The sequence below is a fragment of the Halomonas sp. AOP43-D1-4 genome (assembly GCF_052446175.1).
GTDB classification, from domain to species: domain Bacteria; phylum Pseudomonadota; class Gammaproteobacteria; order Pseudomonadales; family Halomonadaceae; genus Vreelandella; species Vreelandella citrativorans.
Window position 1 is genome coordinate 22209 of record NZ_JBQSVY010000010.1, and the last position, 16408, is coordinate 38616.

The following is a 16408-nucleotide window of genomic DNA, read 5'->3' on the forward strand; positions in this document are numbered from 1 at the left end:
CTAGTCGTTTTTTTGAGGTTCGAGGCTTTCGCCATCGCTTTCACGATAGGCCTCTAATAAGCGGATGCGCCGGTTATCTGCATTCAGGATGACAAAGTGCCAGCCGCCGAAGCGAGTATGCTCGCTGCGCCCGGGCAAATGACCAAATTGCTGCATCACCAGGCCGCCCACGGTATCGAATTCATCATCAGAGAATTCGGTGCCAAAGCGTTCGTTAAAGTCTTCGATGGGGGTGAGGGCGCGAATAGCAAAGTGGCCGTTTTCCAGCGTACGGATATCGTCCTCTTCGTCGGTATCGTGCTCGTCTTCAATATCACCCACGATTTGTTCCAGAATGTCTTCAATCGTAATAATGCCGGCAGTACCGCCATACTCATCTACCACAATGGCCATGTGGTTGTGCGTATCACGAAACTCTTTGAGCAGGCTGTTAAGTCGTTTCGACTCTGGAATAAACATGGCCGGACGGAGAACATCTTCCAGTTTGAAGGCGTCCCGGCTTTCCTGGGTTTGCGACAGTAAAGGAAGCAAGTCTTTTACCAGCAATATCCCTTTAACATCATCCAGATTCTCGCCAATCACAGGATAGCGGGAGTGACCGGTTTCCTGGATAAGCGGTAAATAGCCATCACGCGTTTGGTCCAGCGTTATGGCTGATACCTGAGAGCGGGGTATTAATACTTCTCGAACCTGTCGATCGCTAATTTCAAGCGCACCTTCAATAATCATGATGGCGTCCTGATCCAGCTTCAGTTTCCCAGCGGTATGGCGTAAAAACGTCATCAGTTCAGCGCGTGAACTGGGTTCGTCGGTATCTCCGGTAAGGGCGCCAAAGAGTTTCTCGAGCCAGGATTTTTGATTAGGATTGCTCGATCGGTCTTCGCTCATGCGTCAAATCTCTTGTTTACGGGGCAGACAGGTGTCGTAACGTGCCTAAATCTAGTATCAACAAAAAACAGGGTGCCAACAAGGCGGTGTCCCCCTGGTACAGGGCGCTATGTTGCACTATGCCTCTTGCCTTGCATCAATGAACGGTTTCTTCCCTGCGCGTTGTCAGTGTCAGTGTCATGGCACATGGTAAGGGTCAGAGATGCCCAGCTCAGCAAGCAGCGTACGCTCTAGCTGCTCCATCTCTTCTGCCTCTTCATCTTCAATATGGTCATAACCCATTAAATGAAGCGTGCCATGAACGACCATGTGCGCATAGTGATGCGCTAACGGCTTCTGTTGCTCGCCCGCCTCTTTTACCACAACGGCATGACAAATAATCAAATCGCCGAGCAGCGGTAGCGTGAGCCCCGGCGGGTTTTCAAATGGGAACGATAGCACATTGGTGGGCTTGTCTTTGCCGCGATAATCGCGGTTTAAGGCTTGGCTTTCTTGCTCGTCCACAAAGCGGATCGTAAGCTCTTGGCGCTCATCATCCGGGTGATGAGAAAACACACAGCCCACCCAGAGGGTGAGCTGTTCAAGCGTGGGCAGCAGCGGTTCATCAATAGCGGCCTGTCGATCAATCACGATATTGTTCAACGTGATGTATCTCCCCATCGTTCCTGAGGCTGTTCGCGCCCCTGAAGGCGTGCCTCGCGCTCTTGCTGGCGTACTTCACGGCGGGCACGCTCTTCCACTTCCTGCTGCGACTCGAATTCGTCGTAGGCTTCGATAATGCGCTGCACCAAGGGGTGGCGTACGACATCCTTGGCGGCAAAGTGGGTAACGCCGATGCCTGGCGTATCTTTCAGTACGTCAAGTACCTGGGACAAGCCAGAGCGCTGCCCACGAGGAAGGTCGACCTGGGTGATATCCCCGGTGATCACGGCCGTTGAGCCAAAACCGATCCGGGTCAGGAACATTTTCATCTGCTCCGGCGTGGTGTTCTGGCTTTCGTCCAAAATGATGTACGAATTATTCAGCGTGCGACCGCGCATATAGGCCAGCGGCGCTATTTCAATCACTTGGCGCTCGATGAGCTTGGCCACTTGTTCAAAACCGATCATCTCGTACAGCGCGTCGTACAGCGGGCGCAGGTACGGGTCGATCTTTTGGGCTAGATCACCAGGCAAAAAGCCGAGTTTTTCACCCGCTTCAACCGCTGGGCGTACCAGTAAGATGCGGCGCACTTCCTGTTGGTTAAGCGCTTCAACCGCTGCTGCTACCGCCAGATACGTTTTGCCGGTGCCGGCTGGCCCGATGCCGAAGTTAATATCGTGCTCGCGGATGCTGGTGACGTAGCGCTGCTGGTTCAAGCCGCGCGGCTTGATCATGGTGCGCGGCGTGCGCATTACCACGTCATCGGGGCTGCCTTCTCCGTCCTGCTCGTCTTCTAGTGCTTCCAGGCCAGACTCTTGCAGGAACAGGTGCACGGTATCTGCCGAAAGATCATCCACCGCCGTTTCGCGGTAGAGGTGCTCAAGCACGTTAGCCGCCGCTTTGATGCGGTTGGCAGCACCGGCCAGCTGAAACATATTGCCCCGGTTGCGCAAAGTCACGTCCAAGCGGCTCTCAATCAGCTTTAGATGCTCGTCCTGCTGGCCACTTAGGCTGGCAAGCCGCTGTGGGTCATTGGGTTCAAGGCTTAGGGTGATAATGCGATTGGCCTGAGGTGATGGCTGGCTCAAGAGTAGGAAATCCGTCAGTTAATGTGTGTAGACACCCAGCTTACTGCCCCAACCGGGGTTGGGGCAATTACCTAAGATAAGATAGCGGTCAGTAACGCTCGGGGGAGGCGAGCTCGCCGCGCAGCGAGTTGGGGAATGCCTCAGTGATCTCAACATCCACAAAGTAGCCGATTAGCTCGGTAGGGTTAGCCGCACGGAAGTTAACCACGCGGTTATTCTCCGTGCGCCCAGAGAGTTGGCCGGGGTCTTTAGGTGAAAAGCCGGTGACCAGAATGCGCTGGGTAGACCCCACCATGCGGCGGCTGATCTGGGCCACATTCTGCAGAATGCGCTCTTGCAGAATCGCCAGACGCTGCTTCTTGACGCTTTCCGGGGTGTCATCCGGCAGGCCTGAGGCGGGGGTGCCCGGGCGCGCCGAGTACACAAAACTAAACGAGTGATCGAAACCAATCCGGTGGATCAGATTCATCGTGGCTTCAAAGTCTTCCTCGGTTTCACCTGGGAAGCCGATAATGAAGTCTGATGAGAAGCTGATATCCGGACGGTTAGCGCGCACGCGCTCCATCTTCTCAATGTACTCTTCGGCAGTATGGCCACGCTTCATGGCGCTGAGAATCCGGTCGGAACCCGATTGCACCGGCAGGTGCAGGTGGCTGACCAGTTCCGGGATGTCTGCAAATGCATCCACCAGGCTGTCGGTGAACTCAACCGGATGCGAGGTGGTAAAGCGTATGCGGTCAATGCCATCTACTGCAGCGATGCAGGCAATCAGCTCGGCAAGATCAATTTCATCACCGTCGTCGTTGTCGCCTCGGTAGGCGTTAACGTTTTGGCCCAGAAGGTTGACTTCGCGTACCCCTTGATCGGCCAAGTGGATAACTTCATCCATCACCTTCTCAAACGGACGCGAGACCTCTTCTCCGCGGGTATAGGGCACCACGCAGAAGGTGCAGTATTTGGAGCAGCCTTCCATGATCGAGACAAAGGCCGTGGCGCCATCTGACTTGGGCTGGGGCAGGTGATCAAACTTCTCGATTTCCGGGAACGTTACGTCTACGGCGGCAATTTGATTGTTGCTGCGCGCATCCAGCATGGAGGGCACACGGTGCAGCGTCTGCGGGCCGAAAATCATATCCACGAAGGGCGCACGCTTACGCAGTGCATCGCCTTCCTGGCTTGCCACGCAGCCGCCTACGCCAATTACCAGGTCCGGGTTGGCGTCTTTTAGCTTTTTCCAGCGCCCCAGCTGATGAAACACTTTCTCCTGAGCCTTCTCACGAATTGAACAGGTGTTAAGAAGGATGACATCGGCTTCCTTCTCATTGTCGGTGAGTTCAAGCTGGTGAGATTCACCGAGTAGATCCGCCATACGGGAGGAGTCGTACTCGTTCATTTGGCAGCCGTGCGTTTTGATGAAGAGCTTCTTCGCCATCGGTACCTGTCGTCTATGGGTCGTCGGGGGACGAGGAATGAATGGGGTATCGTTTTAGCAGCGTAGGCTACTGTTGAATAATCCTATTATACGGGCACAAGAAACCGGGGGCTAGCATTCCCCAATAATCGATACTTGACCTTAGTCTCTAAATCAGTATACTACGCACCGTGTTTGAGAAGTTCCTCGATAGCTCAGTTGGTAGAGCAAATGACTGTTAATCATTGGGTCACAGGTTCGAGTCCTGTTCGAGGAGCCAACACTTTACAGGTTGGTTCTGCTTAAAACACAATAGCTTAAGATGTTCCTCGATAGCTCAGTTGGTAGAGCAAATGACTGTTAATCATTGGGTCACAGGTTCGAGTCCTGTTCGAGGAGCCAAGCTGACTATTTTACTACCTGTTTCGGCATAGCCTGCTATAGGTAGCGCGTTATTCCTCGATAGCTCAGTTGGTAGAGCAAATGACTGTTAATCATTGGGTCACAGGTTCGAGTCCTGTTCGAGGAGCCATCTACTTGCCTTTTTAGATTCACAGGGTGCTTCCTTTGTGCCTGGTTCTGAAAAGCGTACTTCGGTCTGTTTTCTAGCTCCCCTGATTTTTATTACCTCTTCAAACCTTTATTACCTCTTTAAGCCTTTATCTTCTCCAGGTCGTTATTAACCCCTGTAAAAGTATTGGCCCCGCTGCCTAACGGTATTGGGTTGATTTCGCGTATCTGGCGGGTCAGAAGTCATGCGTAAAAAAACGCCGACCTAAAAGGTCGGCGTCATACAGCGATCAATGGTTATTTAGCGTGTCGTCATTCGCTGGGCTTGTTGAAATTGCGCGTAATCCAGCAGGATTTCTGCGGCTTCTAGTACGGGAGCGCGATCAGCGGGCATGCCTTCATCCTCTCCGTTTTTGTCAGCATCGTCACTGGGTTCGCTGCTTTCCAGGCGTGCATCCATCCACTCGTCTAGTTCTGGCAGTTTGAGTGCCCGGCGACGCTGGTTCTCTAGCGAAAGCTGCTCGGCCTCTTGGGCCTCAAGCTCACGCTGGCGCTGCTCGCGGTTCAGGCTCACGCTGGTGTGCTGCTCACGTAGCTGGCGGGCCAGCGTGGACTGGCGCTCAACATAGCGGAAGTTGGGGTTCTCTTTGGCGCGCGCTGCGTGTTGGGTGTTCAGTGCGTCTATAAAGGCTTCCGGCGTTCCATAGCGACGATACTGAACATCTTGAACAGTATCCCAGCCAAGGGCGTTATCCAGGCTGCTTTCACCGATCCGTTCTGGGTCGATTAAGCTCGGGAAGCTAATGTCAGGCTCAACCCCACGGTTTTGCGTGCTTTTACCGGTGATGCGGTAAAACTTGGCGCGGGTCAGCTTGATCTGCCCATGGCTTAGGTCGTTCAGCGTTTGTACGGTACCTTTGCCAAAGGTTGATGAGCCTACTACCAGGCCGCGACCATAATCCTGAATAGCGCCTGCAAAGATTTCCGAGGCAGAGGCGGAAAGGCGGTTGACCAGCACGGTCAGCGGACCATCGTAGAGTGTGCCTGCGCTGGTATCGCCATAGAGCTGAATGCGCCCTTGAGCGTCACGTACCTGTACGGTGGGGCCTCGGTCAATAAACAAGCCAATCAGCGAGTTAGCCTCTTGAAGCGCGCCGCCGCCGTTATTACGCAGATCCAGCACAATGCCTTCTACGCCTTGCTCTTTTAGGCGCTCGACTTCACGGGCGACATCGCGTGTGGTGCTGCGATACTCCTCTTCGCCCGCCTGCCAGGCGTCAAAATCAACATAGAAAGTAGGAATGTTAATGACCCCAATGGGATGGGATTCACCGTCTCGCTCAACGTTGATCACTTCGCCATGGGCCGCTTGGTCTTCAAGGCTTACCGTATCGCGGGTGATCTCGACAATATGCGAGCGGGTCATGTCCACCGCTTGGGCGGGCACGATATCCAGGCGGACGACGGAGCCTTTGGGGCCACGAATCAAGTCAACGACGTTGTCCAAGCGCATGCCCACAACGTTGACCATTTCGCCCTCTTCCTGGCCAACCGCAATAATGCGGTCGGCTGGTTCCAGGACATCTGCACGGTCAGCAGGGCCGCCGGGCACCAGACTTGCTACTTTCACGTATTCGCCATCGGCCTGCAGTAGCGCGCCAATGCCTTCCAGCGAGAGGCTCATCTGGATGTCAAAAGATTCGCTTTGGCGTGGTGAGAGGTAGCCGGTATGTGGATCAATCGTGCTGGTGACCGCTGCCATTATCAAGCCGAAGACATCTTCTGATTCGGTTTGGCGTAGGCGACTAAGCTGGCCTTCATAGCGCTGGCGCAGGTTATCGACTATCTGCTCGTCATCCTGGTCGGTAAGTGCGAGCGTTAGCGCGTCATTTTTTAACCGCTTGCGCCATAGCTCATCAAGTTCGCTCTCGCGGGTGGCCCAGGGAGCATTTTCGCGATCAACTTCCAGGCGCTCATCGCTATCAAAGCTAAACGATAGGCCTTCATCAAGACGTGCAAGCAGCCATTCAACCCGCGCAATATTACGCTCGCTTAGCTGGTTATAAAGCGCGTAAGCATCATCCAAATCGCCGTTAAAGAGTGCTTCAGCCATATCATTTTCATAATGGCGGTAGGGCTCTATATCGCGATTCAGTAAATAAGCGCGTTGACCATCGAGGATATCCAGGTAGCGTTGGAAGGCCTCCTGTGACCACTGCTCATCAAACGTTATGTTGGCGTAGTGGCCGTAGCGGAGCGCATCCGCAATTTCTACTGCCGCTTGGCGTTGTTCGTCGGTCGGCGCAATTTGCGCCATAACTGCCGGGCTGGTAACGACCAGCATCACGGCAAGGGCGACCGAGCGCGAAAGCGTTGCAAACAAGCTCATCAGTCAAGCTCTCCCGGATTTGTGTACACTCATTCTTCCCTAGACCTGCTTGTGACCTATGTGTTGCATAGGCCAGGGGGCATTGTAGCAGGTCGTTTGCTCTATGAGACTCAATCATTACTGTTATGAGGATTTCCATGTCCGAAGCTTTCAACGCCGATCGGCTAACGCGGTTATGTGATTTTCTGCGCCAGTCGCCCACGCCTTGGCATGCAACGAAGGCAATGGCCGAACGCTTGGAGAAAGCAGGTTTTCAGCGCCTCCACGAGACAGCTAATTGGCAGCTGGCGCCTGGGCAGCGCTATTACGTTACGCGCAATGATTCTTCCATTATCGCCTTTCAGTTGCCAAGCGATACGCTTAAAAGCTTGCGTATGCTGGGCGCGCATACGGATAGCCCCGGATTGCGCTTAAAGCCCAACGCCACTCAGCACTCGGCAGGTTGGTTGCAGCTTGGCGTGCAGGTGTATGGGGGCGTACTGTTGGCGCCCTGGTTTGACCGTGATTTAGGATTAGCCGGGCGCGTACATGTGCGCCATGCGGACGGGCGGCTGGAAAGCCTGCTGCTGAATGTTGACCGGCCTATTGCGATGGTGCCGAACCTGGCCATCCATCTGGATCGCGACGTGAATTCGGGCCGTGCTATTAATCCGCAAACGCAAATGGCGCCGGTACTACTGCAAAGCGATAGCACCAAGCTTTCTGAATTGCTGGCCGCTTGGCTTGAGGAGCAGCACGGTGTGCGCTCCGCTGAGGTGGTGGATTTTGAACTGGGTTTTTACGATGTGCAGCCGCCTTCGCTCGTAGGGGTTAAGCAAGAGCTCATCGCTAGTGCGCGGCTGGACAATCTGCTCTCCTGTTTTATTGGCATGGAGGCCTTGCTCGAAAGTGATGGTAGCCAGGGGGCGTTGTTAGTGGCGAACGATCACGAAGAGGTGGGTAGTGCGAGCGCTTGTGGTGCGCAGGGGCCGTTCCTGGGCGATGTGCTTAAGCGCATCAATGCGCAGGTAGGAGAGGGCAGCGAGGAGTCGCTGATTCAGTTGATTCAGTCATCGCTGATGATTTCCTGTGACAATGCGCATGCGTTGCATCCTAACTTTCGCGATAAGCATGATGAGCAGCATGGCCCCGCCATTAACGGCGGCCCGGTTATCAAGGTGAATGCCAGCCAGCGCTACGCCACCAATAGCGTAACCGGTGCGCTATTTCGTGATGTGTGTCGCGAAGCCGACGTGCCGGTACAGTCGTTTGTGACGCGGGCGGATATGGGTTGCGGTAGTACCATTGGGCCGATTACGGCGACGGAGCTTGGCGTGCCTACGCTGGATATCGGCGTGCCACAGTGGGCCATGCACTCTATCCGTGAAACGGCGGGTACGCGTGACGTGGAATACCTAACCCGAGCATTGAAAGTGTTTCTGAATCGGCCGACGCTTGGTTGATGCGCACTAGATAACGCCCAACAACGAAAAAGGCCCGCTGACTAAGTCAGCGGGCCTTTTGCTATTCGGTGTTGGTGGCTACGCCCTGATTTGAACAGGGGACCCCATCATTATGAGTGATGTGCTCTAACCAGCTGAGCTACGTAGCCTTTCAACGGGGGCGTATATTAACAGCTTTTTTCCGCTCGTCAATATTTTAACGTAATAAGCGCGATGCCCAGGTAGTTACTCGTTGTCTTTTTGAGGTTGTTTGTCTGGTGGCGTTACATTGGGTAGGGAGTGGCTGTTCCCTGATGGCTTGTCAGTGAACTTGTGAGGGGGCTTGGGAGAGTGCTTGGGAGAGTGCTCGTAATCGTGCCCGGAAAGGCTGGGACGGTCAGTTGCCTTGTGCCAAATGCGATGTAAACCACGCTGTATATCGTCGAAAACCTCTTGAGAGATTAAGCGGTCTTTTACCATTTCTTCCATGCTTTCAGCACTTCGTCGCAACGCATAAAGGCGTAACATGCGCTGCTCAAGTTGGTAGGCGTGACGACCAAACTTTGCTTCCGTCTCACGTATTGCTTGGTCGACAGCGCTGATCCTTATATTGAGCACCTCATCAAGTAATTCAGCCATGCGCTGACCGAATAGCGGGGTTAGCCGCTGTGTCGTGTAATGGCGCAACTCTTCTAGTACCGCCCTGTGGCAAATTAATAGCTCAAAACGGTTAGATAGCAGACGTGTCAGCGGCCAGCGAATCCTCATATGCTGGTGAAGAAAGGTGCACAGCTTAATCCAGCGAGTGTGTGAGGTTATTTTCCGTGTTTCTCTGTTATAACCCAAGCGGCCCTCTGAGCGAGCCGCATCAATGGTTCTGCCGCTGGCGCGCATCATCGTATCCAGGTTATGGATGCTGGTGACGCCGTTTCCGTAGCGCGGAATAAGATCGCGCTCTCGAACAGCCAGCGTCACCAGCGCAATTGCCATACGGTCTCGCTCAGGTAGCGCTTGGTCAAGCGCGAAAGGGGCCGTCTCGATGGCCATATCACGACGAAATTTAGCAATGACATCATCGGTGATGGAGGGGTCAATGTTGAAGTTCTGCGCTGTGCGTTGTACCGCGCTTTCAACCTCAATGGTCGAAAGATGAATAGCCTGTTGCTGAAGCGCTTTATCGTAAGGGTTTAGCTGATCAAGCTTTAACTTGCGAATGACCGCCTGAAGACTGGTTCCATTAACCAGTAGGCTGAATAGTACAAAGCCGGTGGCCAGGATAGCAACAAAATGGCGAACGTCTGCTGAAAGCGCTGTTTGCTCTGCAACGCCGAGCGCAAGTACGAGTGTGACCGCGCCACGTAGTCCTCCCCAGGTGATAGCCAGCTTATAGCTTGCGCTGATCGGGGTTGAAAGCTTGAGTCGATTCAACAGCGGCAGAAAGCCAAATAGAACGAGGAGGCGTGCCAGTAAGGTCGCCAGAATAATCGTTACGAGTAACGGTAGCCACGCAAGAGTCATCCCTTCCAGCATTTTTGGCACTTGCAGCATGGCGAGCAAAAACACCATGGCACCCGCGACGGAGGCAATTTGCACCCAGAGAAGTTGCAGGTATTCCCAATTGGCGGGCGACGTCCGCGTTCTGCCTAAACCGTTGAGCACCAGGCCTGCGGCTACGACGGCGACAACCCCCGAAACACCGAAACTTTCGCCCAGCAGGTAGGTGGGGTATGGCAGAGAAAGCGTGATGGCTATCTGCGCTTTGCCATCGTTACCGATAAGAGCGAGTGCCTCTGCACCGATACGCCCGATGATAGCGCCAAGGATCAAACCGCCGCCCAGGGATAACGCTAGCATTCCGGCCACCTGTAGCGCAGTGGTAGCGACATGGTCGGTAAGTGAGGCGAGTAGCACGCTGACAATCGCGATTGCGGCCGCATCATTTAGCAGGCTCTCGCCTTCCACTAGACGGATTAGCCGTGGAGGTGCTCCAACGTTACGGAAAATGGCAATGACGGCGGATGGGTCAGTTGTCGCGATGACGGCGCCAAGTAACAGCCCAACAGGCAGCGCTGCTGCGCCTAGCAGCCATATAGACAGGCCCACCATACCTGTAGCAACGAAAACAGCCACTACCGCAAGGAGTAAAATAGGCGCTGCATCAGGCACCATTTCACGAACATCGACACTAAGCGCTGCCTGGAACAACAGCGGGGGGAGAAAAATCCACAGATAAATTTCAGCAGGCAAGGATGCTGATAAGAGAGGATCAAAGAGATCTATGGCAGGCCATAATGTCGACAGGGTCGCGTAAGAGAGCCCCAGGGTGATGCCTGTTAACGCCAGCAGCGTTGCTTCAGGAAACGCCGTACGCGCAGAGAGCCGTTGCACCAGCGCAATGATCATAAGCATCAGGCTGCCAAGTAACAGCACTTTGTACAGTGTTTCCATAGGTATCAGCTTCCGGTTGAATAAGCTCGGATGCCTCAGTATTAGTCGGCTGGGCGTAGGATGCCACTGAAAAATTAAGAAAAAAGGGGTAGGGGCGTTGCCTGAAGGTGGCAGATGAAGAGACAAATTGCCATGGGCGCAGGAGTGCGCCCATGGCAGGAGCTAGCAGGTTACGGGGTGGTCAATTAAACGTTAAACCGGAAGTGCACCACATCACCATCTTTCACAATGTACTCTTTGCCTTCCAGACGCCATTTGCCCGCATCTTTAGCACCTTGCTCACCGCCCAGTGAGACAAAATCGTCATAGGCGATCACTTCTGCGCGGATAAAGCCTTTCTGGAAGTCAGTATGGATAGCGCCAGCAGACTCTGGGGCCGTAGCGCCCTGTTTTACTGTCCATGCGCGGACTTCTTTTACGCCTGCAGTGAAGTAGGTTTGCAGGCCCAGTAGGGCATAACCTGCGCGAATAACGCGGTCAAGGCCGGGCTCTTCCATGCCCATCTCACCCAGGAACATGGCGCGTTCTTCATCTTCCAGCTCAGCGATTTCAGCTTCCAGCTGGTTGCAGACGGGCACTACGACGGCGCCTTCTTCGGCAGCTATTTCTTTAACGATATCCAGGTAAGGGTTGTTCTCAAACCCGTCTTCATTGACGTTAGCGATGTACATGGTGGGCTTTAGGGTTAAAAAACCAAAGCTTTTCACCTGACGCTTTTCGTCCTCATCCAGACCAAAACTGCGCAATGGGTGGCCTTCGGCCAGGTGTGGCTCAATCTTGTCGAGGATGGCTTTGGTTGCGATGGCCTCCTTATCGCCGCCTTTGACCGAACGCAAGAGCCTCTGGCTGGCCTTCTCAACGGTATCCAGGTCCGCCAGGGCAAGCTCAAGGTTAATCGTTTCGATGTCGGCGCGAGGGTCAACCTGGTTGGCAACATGGATAACGTTGTCGTTATCAAAGCAGCGCACCACGTGGGCAATCGCTTGGGTTTCGCGAATGTTGGCAAGAAATTTATTGCCCAGACCTTCACCCTTGGAGGCTCCTGCCACGAGGCCTGCGATATCGACAAACTCCATGGTCGTGGGCAGGACTCGTTCAGGTTTGACGATCGCAGCCAGCTTGTCCAAACGTGGGTCAGGCATGGGAACGATGCCTACGTTGGGTTCTATCGTACAAAACGGGAAGTTTTCCGCATCAATGCCTGATTTTGTCAACGCATTGAAGAGCGTGGATTTACCTACGTTGGGTAGGCCGACGATACCGCAGTTAAAGCCCATAAGTTCATTCCTGGCCGCTAGGCGCGCGCTAACGAAAGGATGTGTTCAGCGCGGGTCTAAAGTGAAAAAAAATCGATAGTAACTATTTTACGCTATGCAGGCGATTCATGGCTTTCGCCCAATCGCCATCAAGTACAAGCGGGAGTGTGGCTTCGCACTCGTTAAGCACATGATCAATGGCCGCCTGCTCGTCTTTGCCGGGCCGACCAAGCACGTAGTGGGTGACCTGACGTGCCTCACCTGGGTGGCCGATGCCTATGCGTAGACGGTGGAACTGCTTTTGGTTGCCAAGTGCGCTGATGATATCGCGCAGGCCGTTATGACCACCGTGGCCACCGCCTGTTTTATAGCGCGCCTGCCCCGGGGGGAGGTCTAGCTCATCATGAGCGACCAGTAAATTCTCGGGGGCAAGTTTAAAAAACTGGGTAAGCGCTGCCACAGAGGCGCCGCTTCGGTTCATGAAGGTGGTAGGGTTGAGCAGATGAAGCTCATGGTCGCCCACGCGGGCCTTGGCATACAGGCCGAGGAACTTCTTTTCCGGGCGCAGTTCGGTATGGGCGCTGCGCGCAATGGCATCGACCAGCCAGAAACCCGCATTGTGCCGGGTGGTATCATACTCGGCGCCGGGGTTGCCTAGTCCTATCAGGGCCGTTACCTGACTCATTGACCTACCTCCAAAAAAATCCGGGCGTATTCTTGACGTCGTGCGTCATTGGCGGCTTGAGGTGCAGTTGCAAAAAGGCAAGTCGCAAAAAAAAATCAAGCGCCGAAGCGCTTGATCTTATCATTCCCGGGCCATACGAGCATGGCCCGGGCCAGGTACGTATTCAGCCATTAAGGCGATGCGCACCCTTATCGGCCTTACTCAGCGCTGGTGCCTTCTTCGCCTTCGTCTGCTTCTTCGTCATTACGTACTTTAACTTTCGTAATGCTGAGAATGGCGTGGTTGTGCTCCTCACCGTGAGACAGGTCAACGGAGGAAACGCCCTTCGGCAGTGTCAGGTCAGACAGGTGCAGGATCGTGCCCAGCTCAACCTCGGAAATATCAACTTCCAGGTAGTCAGGCAGGTCTTTCGGTAGGCAGCTGATGGCAACTTCGTTAGCCAGTACGTGCAGTTCGCCGCCCTGGTCTTTGATGCCCACACACTTTTCTTCGCTGATTACGTGAAGCGGTACGTTCATGGTGATTTCATGAGTAGCGTCAACACGCAGGAAGTCAGCGTGAGTCAGAAGCGGCTTGTAGGGGTGACGCTGAAGGTCACGTACCACTACTTGCTCTTCTTTACCATCGATAACCAGCTTGATTACTGAGGAGAAGAAGACTTCGTCTTCAATCGCTTTGTAGAAAGCAGTTTTTTCTACAGAGATTGATTGCGCGCCTTTTTCACCGCCGTAAACAACGGCCGGTACTTGTTGGTTCGCACGACGCAGGCGGCGGCTCGCACCTTTCCCCAGGTCGTTACGAACGCTGGCTTTCAGGATAAAATCAGACATGTAATTTGCCTCTTGGTTTAAGTAAGAAAACGCCGCTGTCCGCGACCAGACGACGACGTTTCCAAGGCCCCAGAAGGGGGCTATATCGTTAGGCGATCAATGGAACATCGCGCTAACAGATTCTTCGTTGCTAACCCGACGGATCGCTTCTGCAATCAAACCGGCAACGCTCAACTGACGAATTTTTCCACTGCGACGCGCATGGTCAGCAAGCGGAATAGTGTCGGCCACGACAACTTCGTCCAGTACAGAGTTGGTGATGTTGTCAACGGCAGGGCCGGACAAGATCGGATGTGTCGCATAGGCCACTACGCGTGCAGCGCCATGATCTTTCAGCGCTTCACCGGCTTTGCAAAGCGTACCAGCGGTGTCGATCATGTCGTCAACGACTACGCAAGTACGGCCTTCAATTTCACCGATGATGTGCATCACCTGAGCCTGATTGGCTTGGGGGCGACGCTTGTCGATAATCGCAAGGTCAGCATTCAGCTGTTTGGCGATAGCACGAGCACGAACGACACCGCCTACGTCGGGTGAAACCACGACCAAGTCAGCGTAGTTTTGGCGCTCGATATCATCCAGAAGAATCGGCGAACCGTAGACGTTGTCTACCGGGACATCGAAGAAACCCTGGATTTGGTCGGCGTGCAGGTCCATCGTCATTACGCGATCAACACCCGCTTTTACCATCATGTCCGCCACCACTTTAGCGGAAATAGGGACACGAGCAGAGCGTACGCGGCGATCCTGACGGGCATAGCCGAAATACGGCACGACCGCCGTAATCCGCGCCGCTGAGGCACGACGCAGAGCATCAACCATCAGGATCAGCTCCATCAGGTTGTCATTCGTCGGTGCACAGGTGGACTGGAGGATAAACACGTCCTTACCGCGCACGTTCTCATTGATCTCGACTGCGATTTCGCCGTCGCTAAATTGACCAACCGTGGCATTACCCATGCGGCTGTCCAAGCTCTCGGCAATCTTTTGAGCGAGTTCGGGATTGGCGTTCCCGGTGAAAACCATCAATTTTGACACGCGCAGCCACCTTTGCAGTGTTTGGAATCAGGGGAGAAAACGCAGATCATGTCAGGTTGGCTGGGGTACCAGGATTCGAACCTGGGAATGCCGATACCAAAAACCGGTGCCTTACCACTTGGCGATACCCCAGCAATAACCTAATGCGATGACCGGGCGCTTTCAGCAGCCCAGAGCATCTTGTAGGGGAGAGGTGTTCAGGCCGCATGCGACCCATGTCGGCCAGCGTTGACCTGCCAATTCAGCGACTGTACGTGCGGTTTGTTCAGACGCAAACGTCGCAAACAGACAAGCGCCAGTACCAGTCAGCCGAACAGGTGCATACTGCGCGAGCCAATCAAGCGCTTCCGCCACCAGCGGATAGCGTTTTTTTACGATGGCCTCGCAGTCGTTACGCCATTCAGACGCTCCCCCCTGCAGTGCGCGCGCCATAGTAATGGGGCGGCTGTCGCGTGTCAATTCCGGGTCCTGGAAGATTAGGGGGGTTGAGACGCTCACTTTCGGGTGAATAATCACAAACCAGGGCGTATCCAAGGTCACGGAGGTCAGCTTTTCACCAACCCCTTCAGCCCAGGCGCTGTGCCCATAAATAAAGACCGGTACATCGGCGCCAAGCTGTAAGCCCAGCTTGGCTAATGCCTCCATTGAAAGTCCTAATTGCCACAGCTTGTTTAACCCCAGTAATACGGTGGCAGCATTCGAGCTGCCCCCGCCCAGCCCGCCTCCCATGGGAAGCTTCTTCTCAATGGTTAGCGTAGCCCCCGGCATAGCTTTTGGTGACGTGCCTGCTGAGCGCTGAAGCAGGCGGGCTGCGCGAACCATCAAGTTGTCATCGTGAGCCACACCGTTTATCGGAGTGGCGAGCGTGATATCGCTGTCTTCGCGCAGGGTGAGTGTGAGCTGATCACTGATGTCAACGATTTGAAATAGGGTTTGCAATTCGTGGTAGCCGTCGTCGCGACGGCCCACAATGTGCAGCATGCGATTGAGCTTCGCAGGTGCGGGTAGTGTTAAAGAAGCAGGCATTAACGCTCTCACGTGACTTGAATTAGGCGCGACAACTCAACGGGCGCATACAGCGTTATTGAGAGCGCCACTGGTTAACGACCAGGGTGATGCGTACATCGTCATAGTTCATCACCAAGCGGCGAGGTAGCCACATACCTTCAACCTCTTCCCAGTCGCGGTAATCAATTTCCCAGCCATCCTGCTGCATGTGCTGCGGGAAGCCCAGCTCGTCGGTTTCCAACTGATAGCTTGCATGTTCACCGGGCAGGCCGCGCACCCAGTCAGGCATGGCGCTAACCGGAAGTGACCAGCCTAACTGCTCTTCCATCAGTGCTTCCGGTGTTTCTGCTTCAAAGCGGCCATCACCCGTGGTTAGCGAGAAGCGACCTTCACGACCTTCAAGTACGCTGCGGCCCCCACCAAACGGCCCGCTGATCAGCATGCGAAAGTAGTGGGGGTGTTGGCTCCAGTCCAGGTTGGCGCTCTGATTCTCTTGTGGTGTGCGAAGGCCTGCCTTGCCGATCAACGTCCAGGAATCAAAGGCTTCAACATCCGCTTGCTGGCGTTCCCATTGACCTGCTTGGCGGCCACCTTCTTCCATCGGGCCTTGCGTCGCGCACCCGGCAAGCAGCAGTAACACTATGCTGGCAAGCAAGAGGCGAGGGGCGCGAGCGGTGCTGGTAAAGCGCATAAAAGTGGGCAGTGTGTTCAACATAACAGGCTCCATGTCAATGTGTTGAAAGGGTAATGACAGCGTCTTAATGGCGTATCAAGCATAAAGAGACGCGCCAGCC

General features: G+C 54.4%; 13 protein-coding genes and 5 tRNA genes. 4 read left to right on the top strand and 14 right to left on the bottom strand.

Features of this window, described 5'->3' with window-relative positions; translation table 11 throughout:
* The 4 genes from ACT3RQ_RS12095 to miaB form a co-directional block, all read right to left on the bottom strand.
* The gene (locus ACT3RQ_RS12095) at window positions 1-888 is read right to left on the bottom strand and encodes an HlyC/CorC family transporter (protein ID WP_193053079.1); all 888 of its coding nucleotides are present in this window, start codon (window positions 886-888) and stop codon (window positions 1-3) included.
* 177 nt (window positions 889-1065) lie between these two features.
* Window positions 1066-1530 (bottom strand): rRNA maturation RNase YbeY, encoded by a 465-nt coding sequence (gene ybeY, locus ACT3RQ_RS12100; RefSeq protein WP_444639466.1) that lies wholly within the window; start codon window positions 1528-1530, stop codon window positions 1066-1068.
* Window positions 1527-2618 carry a PhoH family protein gene (locus tag ACT3RQ_RS12105; protein WP_444639467.1) on the bottom strand — a complete coding sequence of 364 codons (1092 nt, stop codon included), beginning with the start codon at window positions 2616-2618 and terminating at the stop codon, window positions 1527-1529. Before ACT3RQ_RS12105 ends, ybeY begins: the two co-directional genes overlap by 4 nt.
* A gap of 88 nt (window positions 2619-2706) precedes the next feature.
* Window positions 2707-4050: a tRNA (N6-isopentenyl adenosine(37)-C2)-methylthiotransferase MiaB gene (miaB, locus tag ACT3RQ_RS12110; protein ID WP_444627430.1), complete on the bottom strand. Its 1344-nt coding sequence runs from the start codon at window positions 4048-4050 to the stop codon at window positions 2707-2709.
* Between the two features lie 183 nt (window positions 4051-4233).
* On the opposite strand from miaB, the gene ACT3RQ_RS12115 reads away from it, so the two are divergent.
* The 3 genes from ACT3RQ_RS12115 to ACT3RQ_RS12125 all read left to right on the top strand — a co-directional run bounded on the left by ACT3RQ_RS12115 (window position 4234) and on the right by ACT3RQ_RS12125 (window position 4561).
* A tRNA-Asn gene (locus ACT3RQ_RS12115) sits at window positions 4234-4309 on the top strand.
* A 46-nt stretch (window positions 4310-4355) separates the two neighbouring features.
* Window positions 4356-4431 (top strand) — tRNA-Asn (locus tag ACT3RQ_RS12120).
* Window positions 4432-4485: 54 nt separating this feature from the next.
* Window positions 4486-4561: transfer RNA gene (locus tag ACT3RQ_RS12125), tRNA-Asn, on the top strand.
* Between the two features lie 279 nt (window positions 4562-4840).
* Here ACT3RQ_RS12125 and ACT3RQ_RS12130 read toward each other — a convergent pair.
* Complete coding sequence (locus tag ACT3RQ_RS12130) at window positions 4841-6928, bottom strand: carboxy terminal-processing peptidase (protein ID WP_444639468.1); 2088 nt, start codon at window positions 6926-6928, stop codon at window positions 4841-4843.
* Between the two features lie 137 nt (window positions 6929-7065).
* On the opposite strand from ACT3RQ_RS12130, the gene ACT3RQ_RS12135 reads away from it, so the two are divergent.
* Window positions 7066-8370: a M18 family aminopeptidase gene (locus tag ACT3RQ_RS12135; protein WP_444627431.1), complete on the top strand. Its 1305-nt coding sequence runs from the start codon at window positions 7066-7068 to the stop codon at window positions 8368-8370.
* Between the two features lie 72 nt (window positions 8371-8442).
* Here the strand turns inward: ACT3RQ_RS12135 and ACT3RQ_RS12140 are convergent.
* From ACT3RQ_RS12140 to lolB, 9 genes are all read right to left on the bottom strand, one after another.
* Window positions 8443-8519, bottom strand: a tRNA-Met gene (locus ACT3RQ_RS12140).
* Between the two features lie 76 nt (window positions 8520-8595).
* Window positions 8596-10797 (bottom strand): cation:proton antiporter, encoded by a 2202-nt coding sequence (locus ACT3RQ_RS12145; protein WP_444639469.1) that lies wholly within the window; start codon window positions 10795-10797, stop codon window positions 8596-8598.
* Between the two features lie 185 nt (window positions 10798-10982).
* Complete coding sequence (ychF, locus tag ACT3RQ_RS12150; RefSeq protein ID WP_172117130.1) at window positions 10983-12074, bottom strand: redox-regulated ATPase YchF; 1092 nt, start codon at window positions 12072-12074, stop codon at window positions 10983-10985.
* A gap of 82 nt (window positions 12075-12156) precedes the next feature.
* Window positions 12157-12738, bottom strand: coding sequence for an aminoacyl-tRNA hydrolase (pth, locus tag ACT3RQ_RS12155; protein ID WP_193054974.1), 582 nt, complete (start codon window positions 12736-12738; stop codon window positions 12157-12159).
* A 197-nt stretch (window positions 12739-12935) separates the two neighbouring features.
* Window positions 12936-13568, bottom strand: a complete 633-nt coding sequence (locus ACT3RQ_RS12160) for a 50S ribosomal protein L25/general stress protein Ctc (protein ID WP_172117128.1) — start codon at window positions 13566-13568, stop codon at window positions 12936-12938.
* Window positions 13569-13664: 96 nt separating this feature from the next.
* Complete coding sequence (locus tag ACT3RQ_RS12165) at window positions 13665-14606, bottom strand: ribose-phosphate pyrophosphokinase (protein ID WP_172117127.1); 942 nt, start codon at window positions 14604-14606, stop codon at window positions 13665-13667.
* Between the two features lie 57 nt (window positions 14607-14663).
* Window positions 14664-14738, bottom strand: a tRNA-Gln gene (locus tag ACT3RQ_RS12170).
* A 30-nt stretch (window positions 14739-14768) separates the two neighbouring features.
* Window positions 14769-15632 carry a 4-(cytidine 5'-diphospho)-2-C-methyl-D-erythritol kinase gene (ispE, locus tag ACT3RQ_RS12175; RefSeq protein WP_444639470.1) on the bottom strand — a complete coding sequence of 288 codons (864 nt, stop codon included), beginning with the start codon at window positions 15630-15632 and terminating at the stop codon, window positions 14769-14771.
* A gap of 55 nt (window positions 15633-15687) precedes the next feature.
* Complete coding sequence (lolB, locus tag ACT3RQ_RS12180; protein WP_444639471.1) at window positions 15688-16329, bottom strand: lipoprotein insertase outer membrane protein LolB; 642 nt, start codon at window positions 16327-16329, stop codon at window positions 15688-15690.
* Window positions 16330-16408 lie beyond the last annotated feature (79 nt).

Excerpts from the sequence above, each read along its gene's own strand:
- ACT3RQ_RS12095 (WP_193053079.1), bottom strand. The coding sequence starts at position 888 with ATGAGCGAAGACCGATCGAGCAATCCTAATCAAAAATCCTGGCTCGAG.
- miaB (WP_444627430.1), bottom strand. The coding sequence starts at position 4,050 with ATGGCGAAGAAGCTCTTCATCAAAACGCACGGCTGCCAAATGAACGAG.
- ACT3RQ_RS12130 (WP_444639468.1), bottom strand. The coding sequence starts at position 6,928 with ATGAGCTTGTTTGCAACGCTTTCGCGCTCGGTCGCCCTTGCCGTGATG.
- ACT3RQ_RS12135 (WP_444627431.1), top strand. The coding sequence starts at position 7,066 with ATGTCCGAAGCTTTCAACGCCGATCGGCTAACGCGGTTATGTGATTTT.
- ACT3RQ_RS12145 (WP_444639469.1), bottom strand. The coding sequence starts at position 10,797 with ATGGAAACACTGTACAAAGTGCTGTTACTTGGCAGCCTGATGCTTATG.
- ychF (WP_172117130.1), bottom strand. The coding sequence starts at position 12,074 with ATGGGCTTTAACTGCGGTATCGTCGGCCTACCCAACGTAGGTAAATCC.
- pth (WP_193054974.1), bottom strand. The coding sequence starts at position 12,738 with ATGAGTCAGGTAACGGCCCTGATAGGACTAGGCAACCCCGGCGCCGAG.
- ACT3RQ_RS12160 (WP_172117128.1), bottom strand. The coding sequence starts at position 13,568 with ATGTCTGATTTTATCCTGAAAGCCAGCGTTCGTAACGACCTGGGGAAA.
- ispE (WP_444639470.1), bottom strand. The coding sequence starts at position 15,632 with ATGCCTGCTTCTTTAACACTACCCGCACCTGCGAAGCTCAATCGCATG.
- lolB (WP_444639471.1), bottom strand. The coding sequence starts at position 16,329 with ATGTTGAACACACTGCCCACTTTTATGCGCTTTACCAGCACCGCTCGC.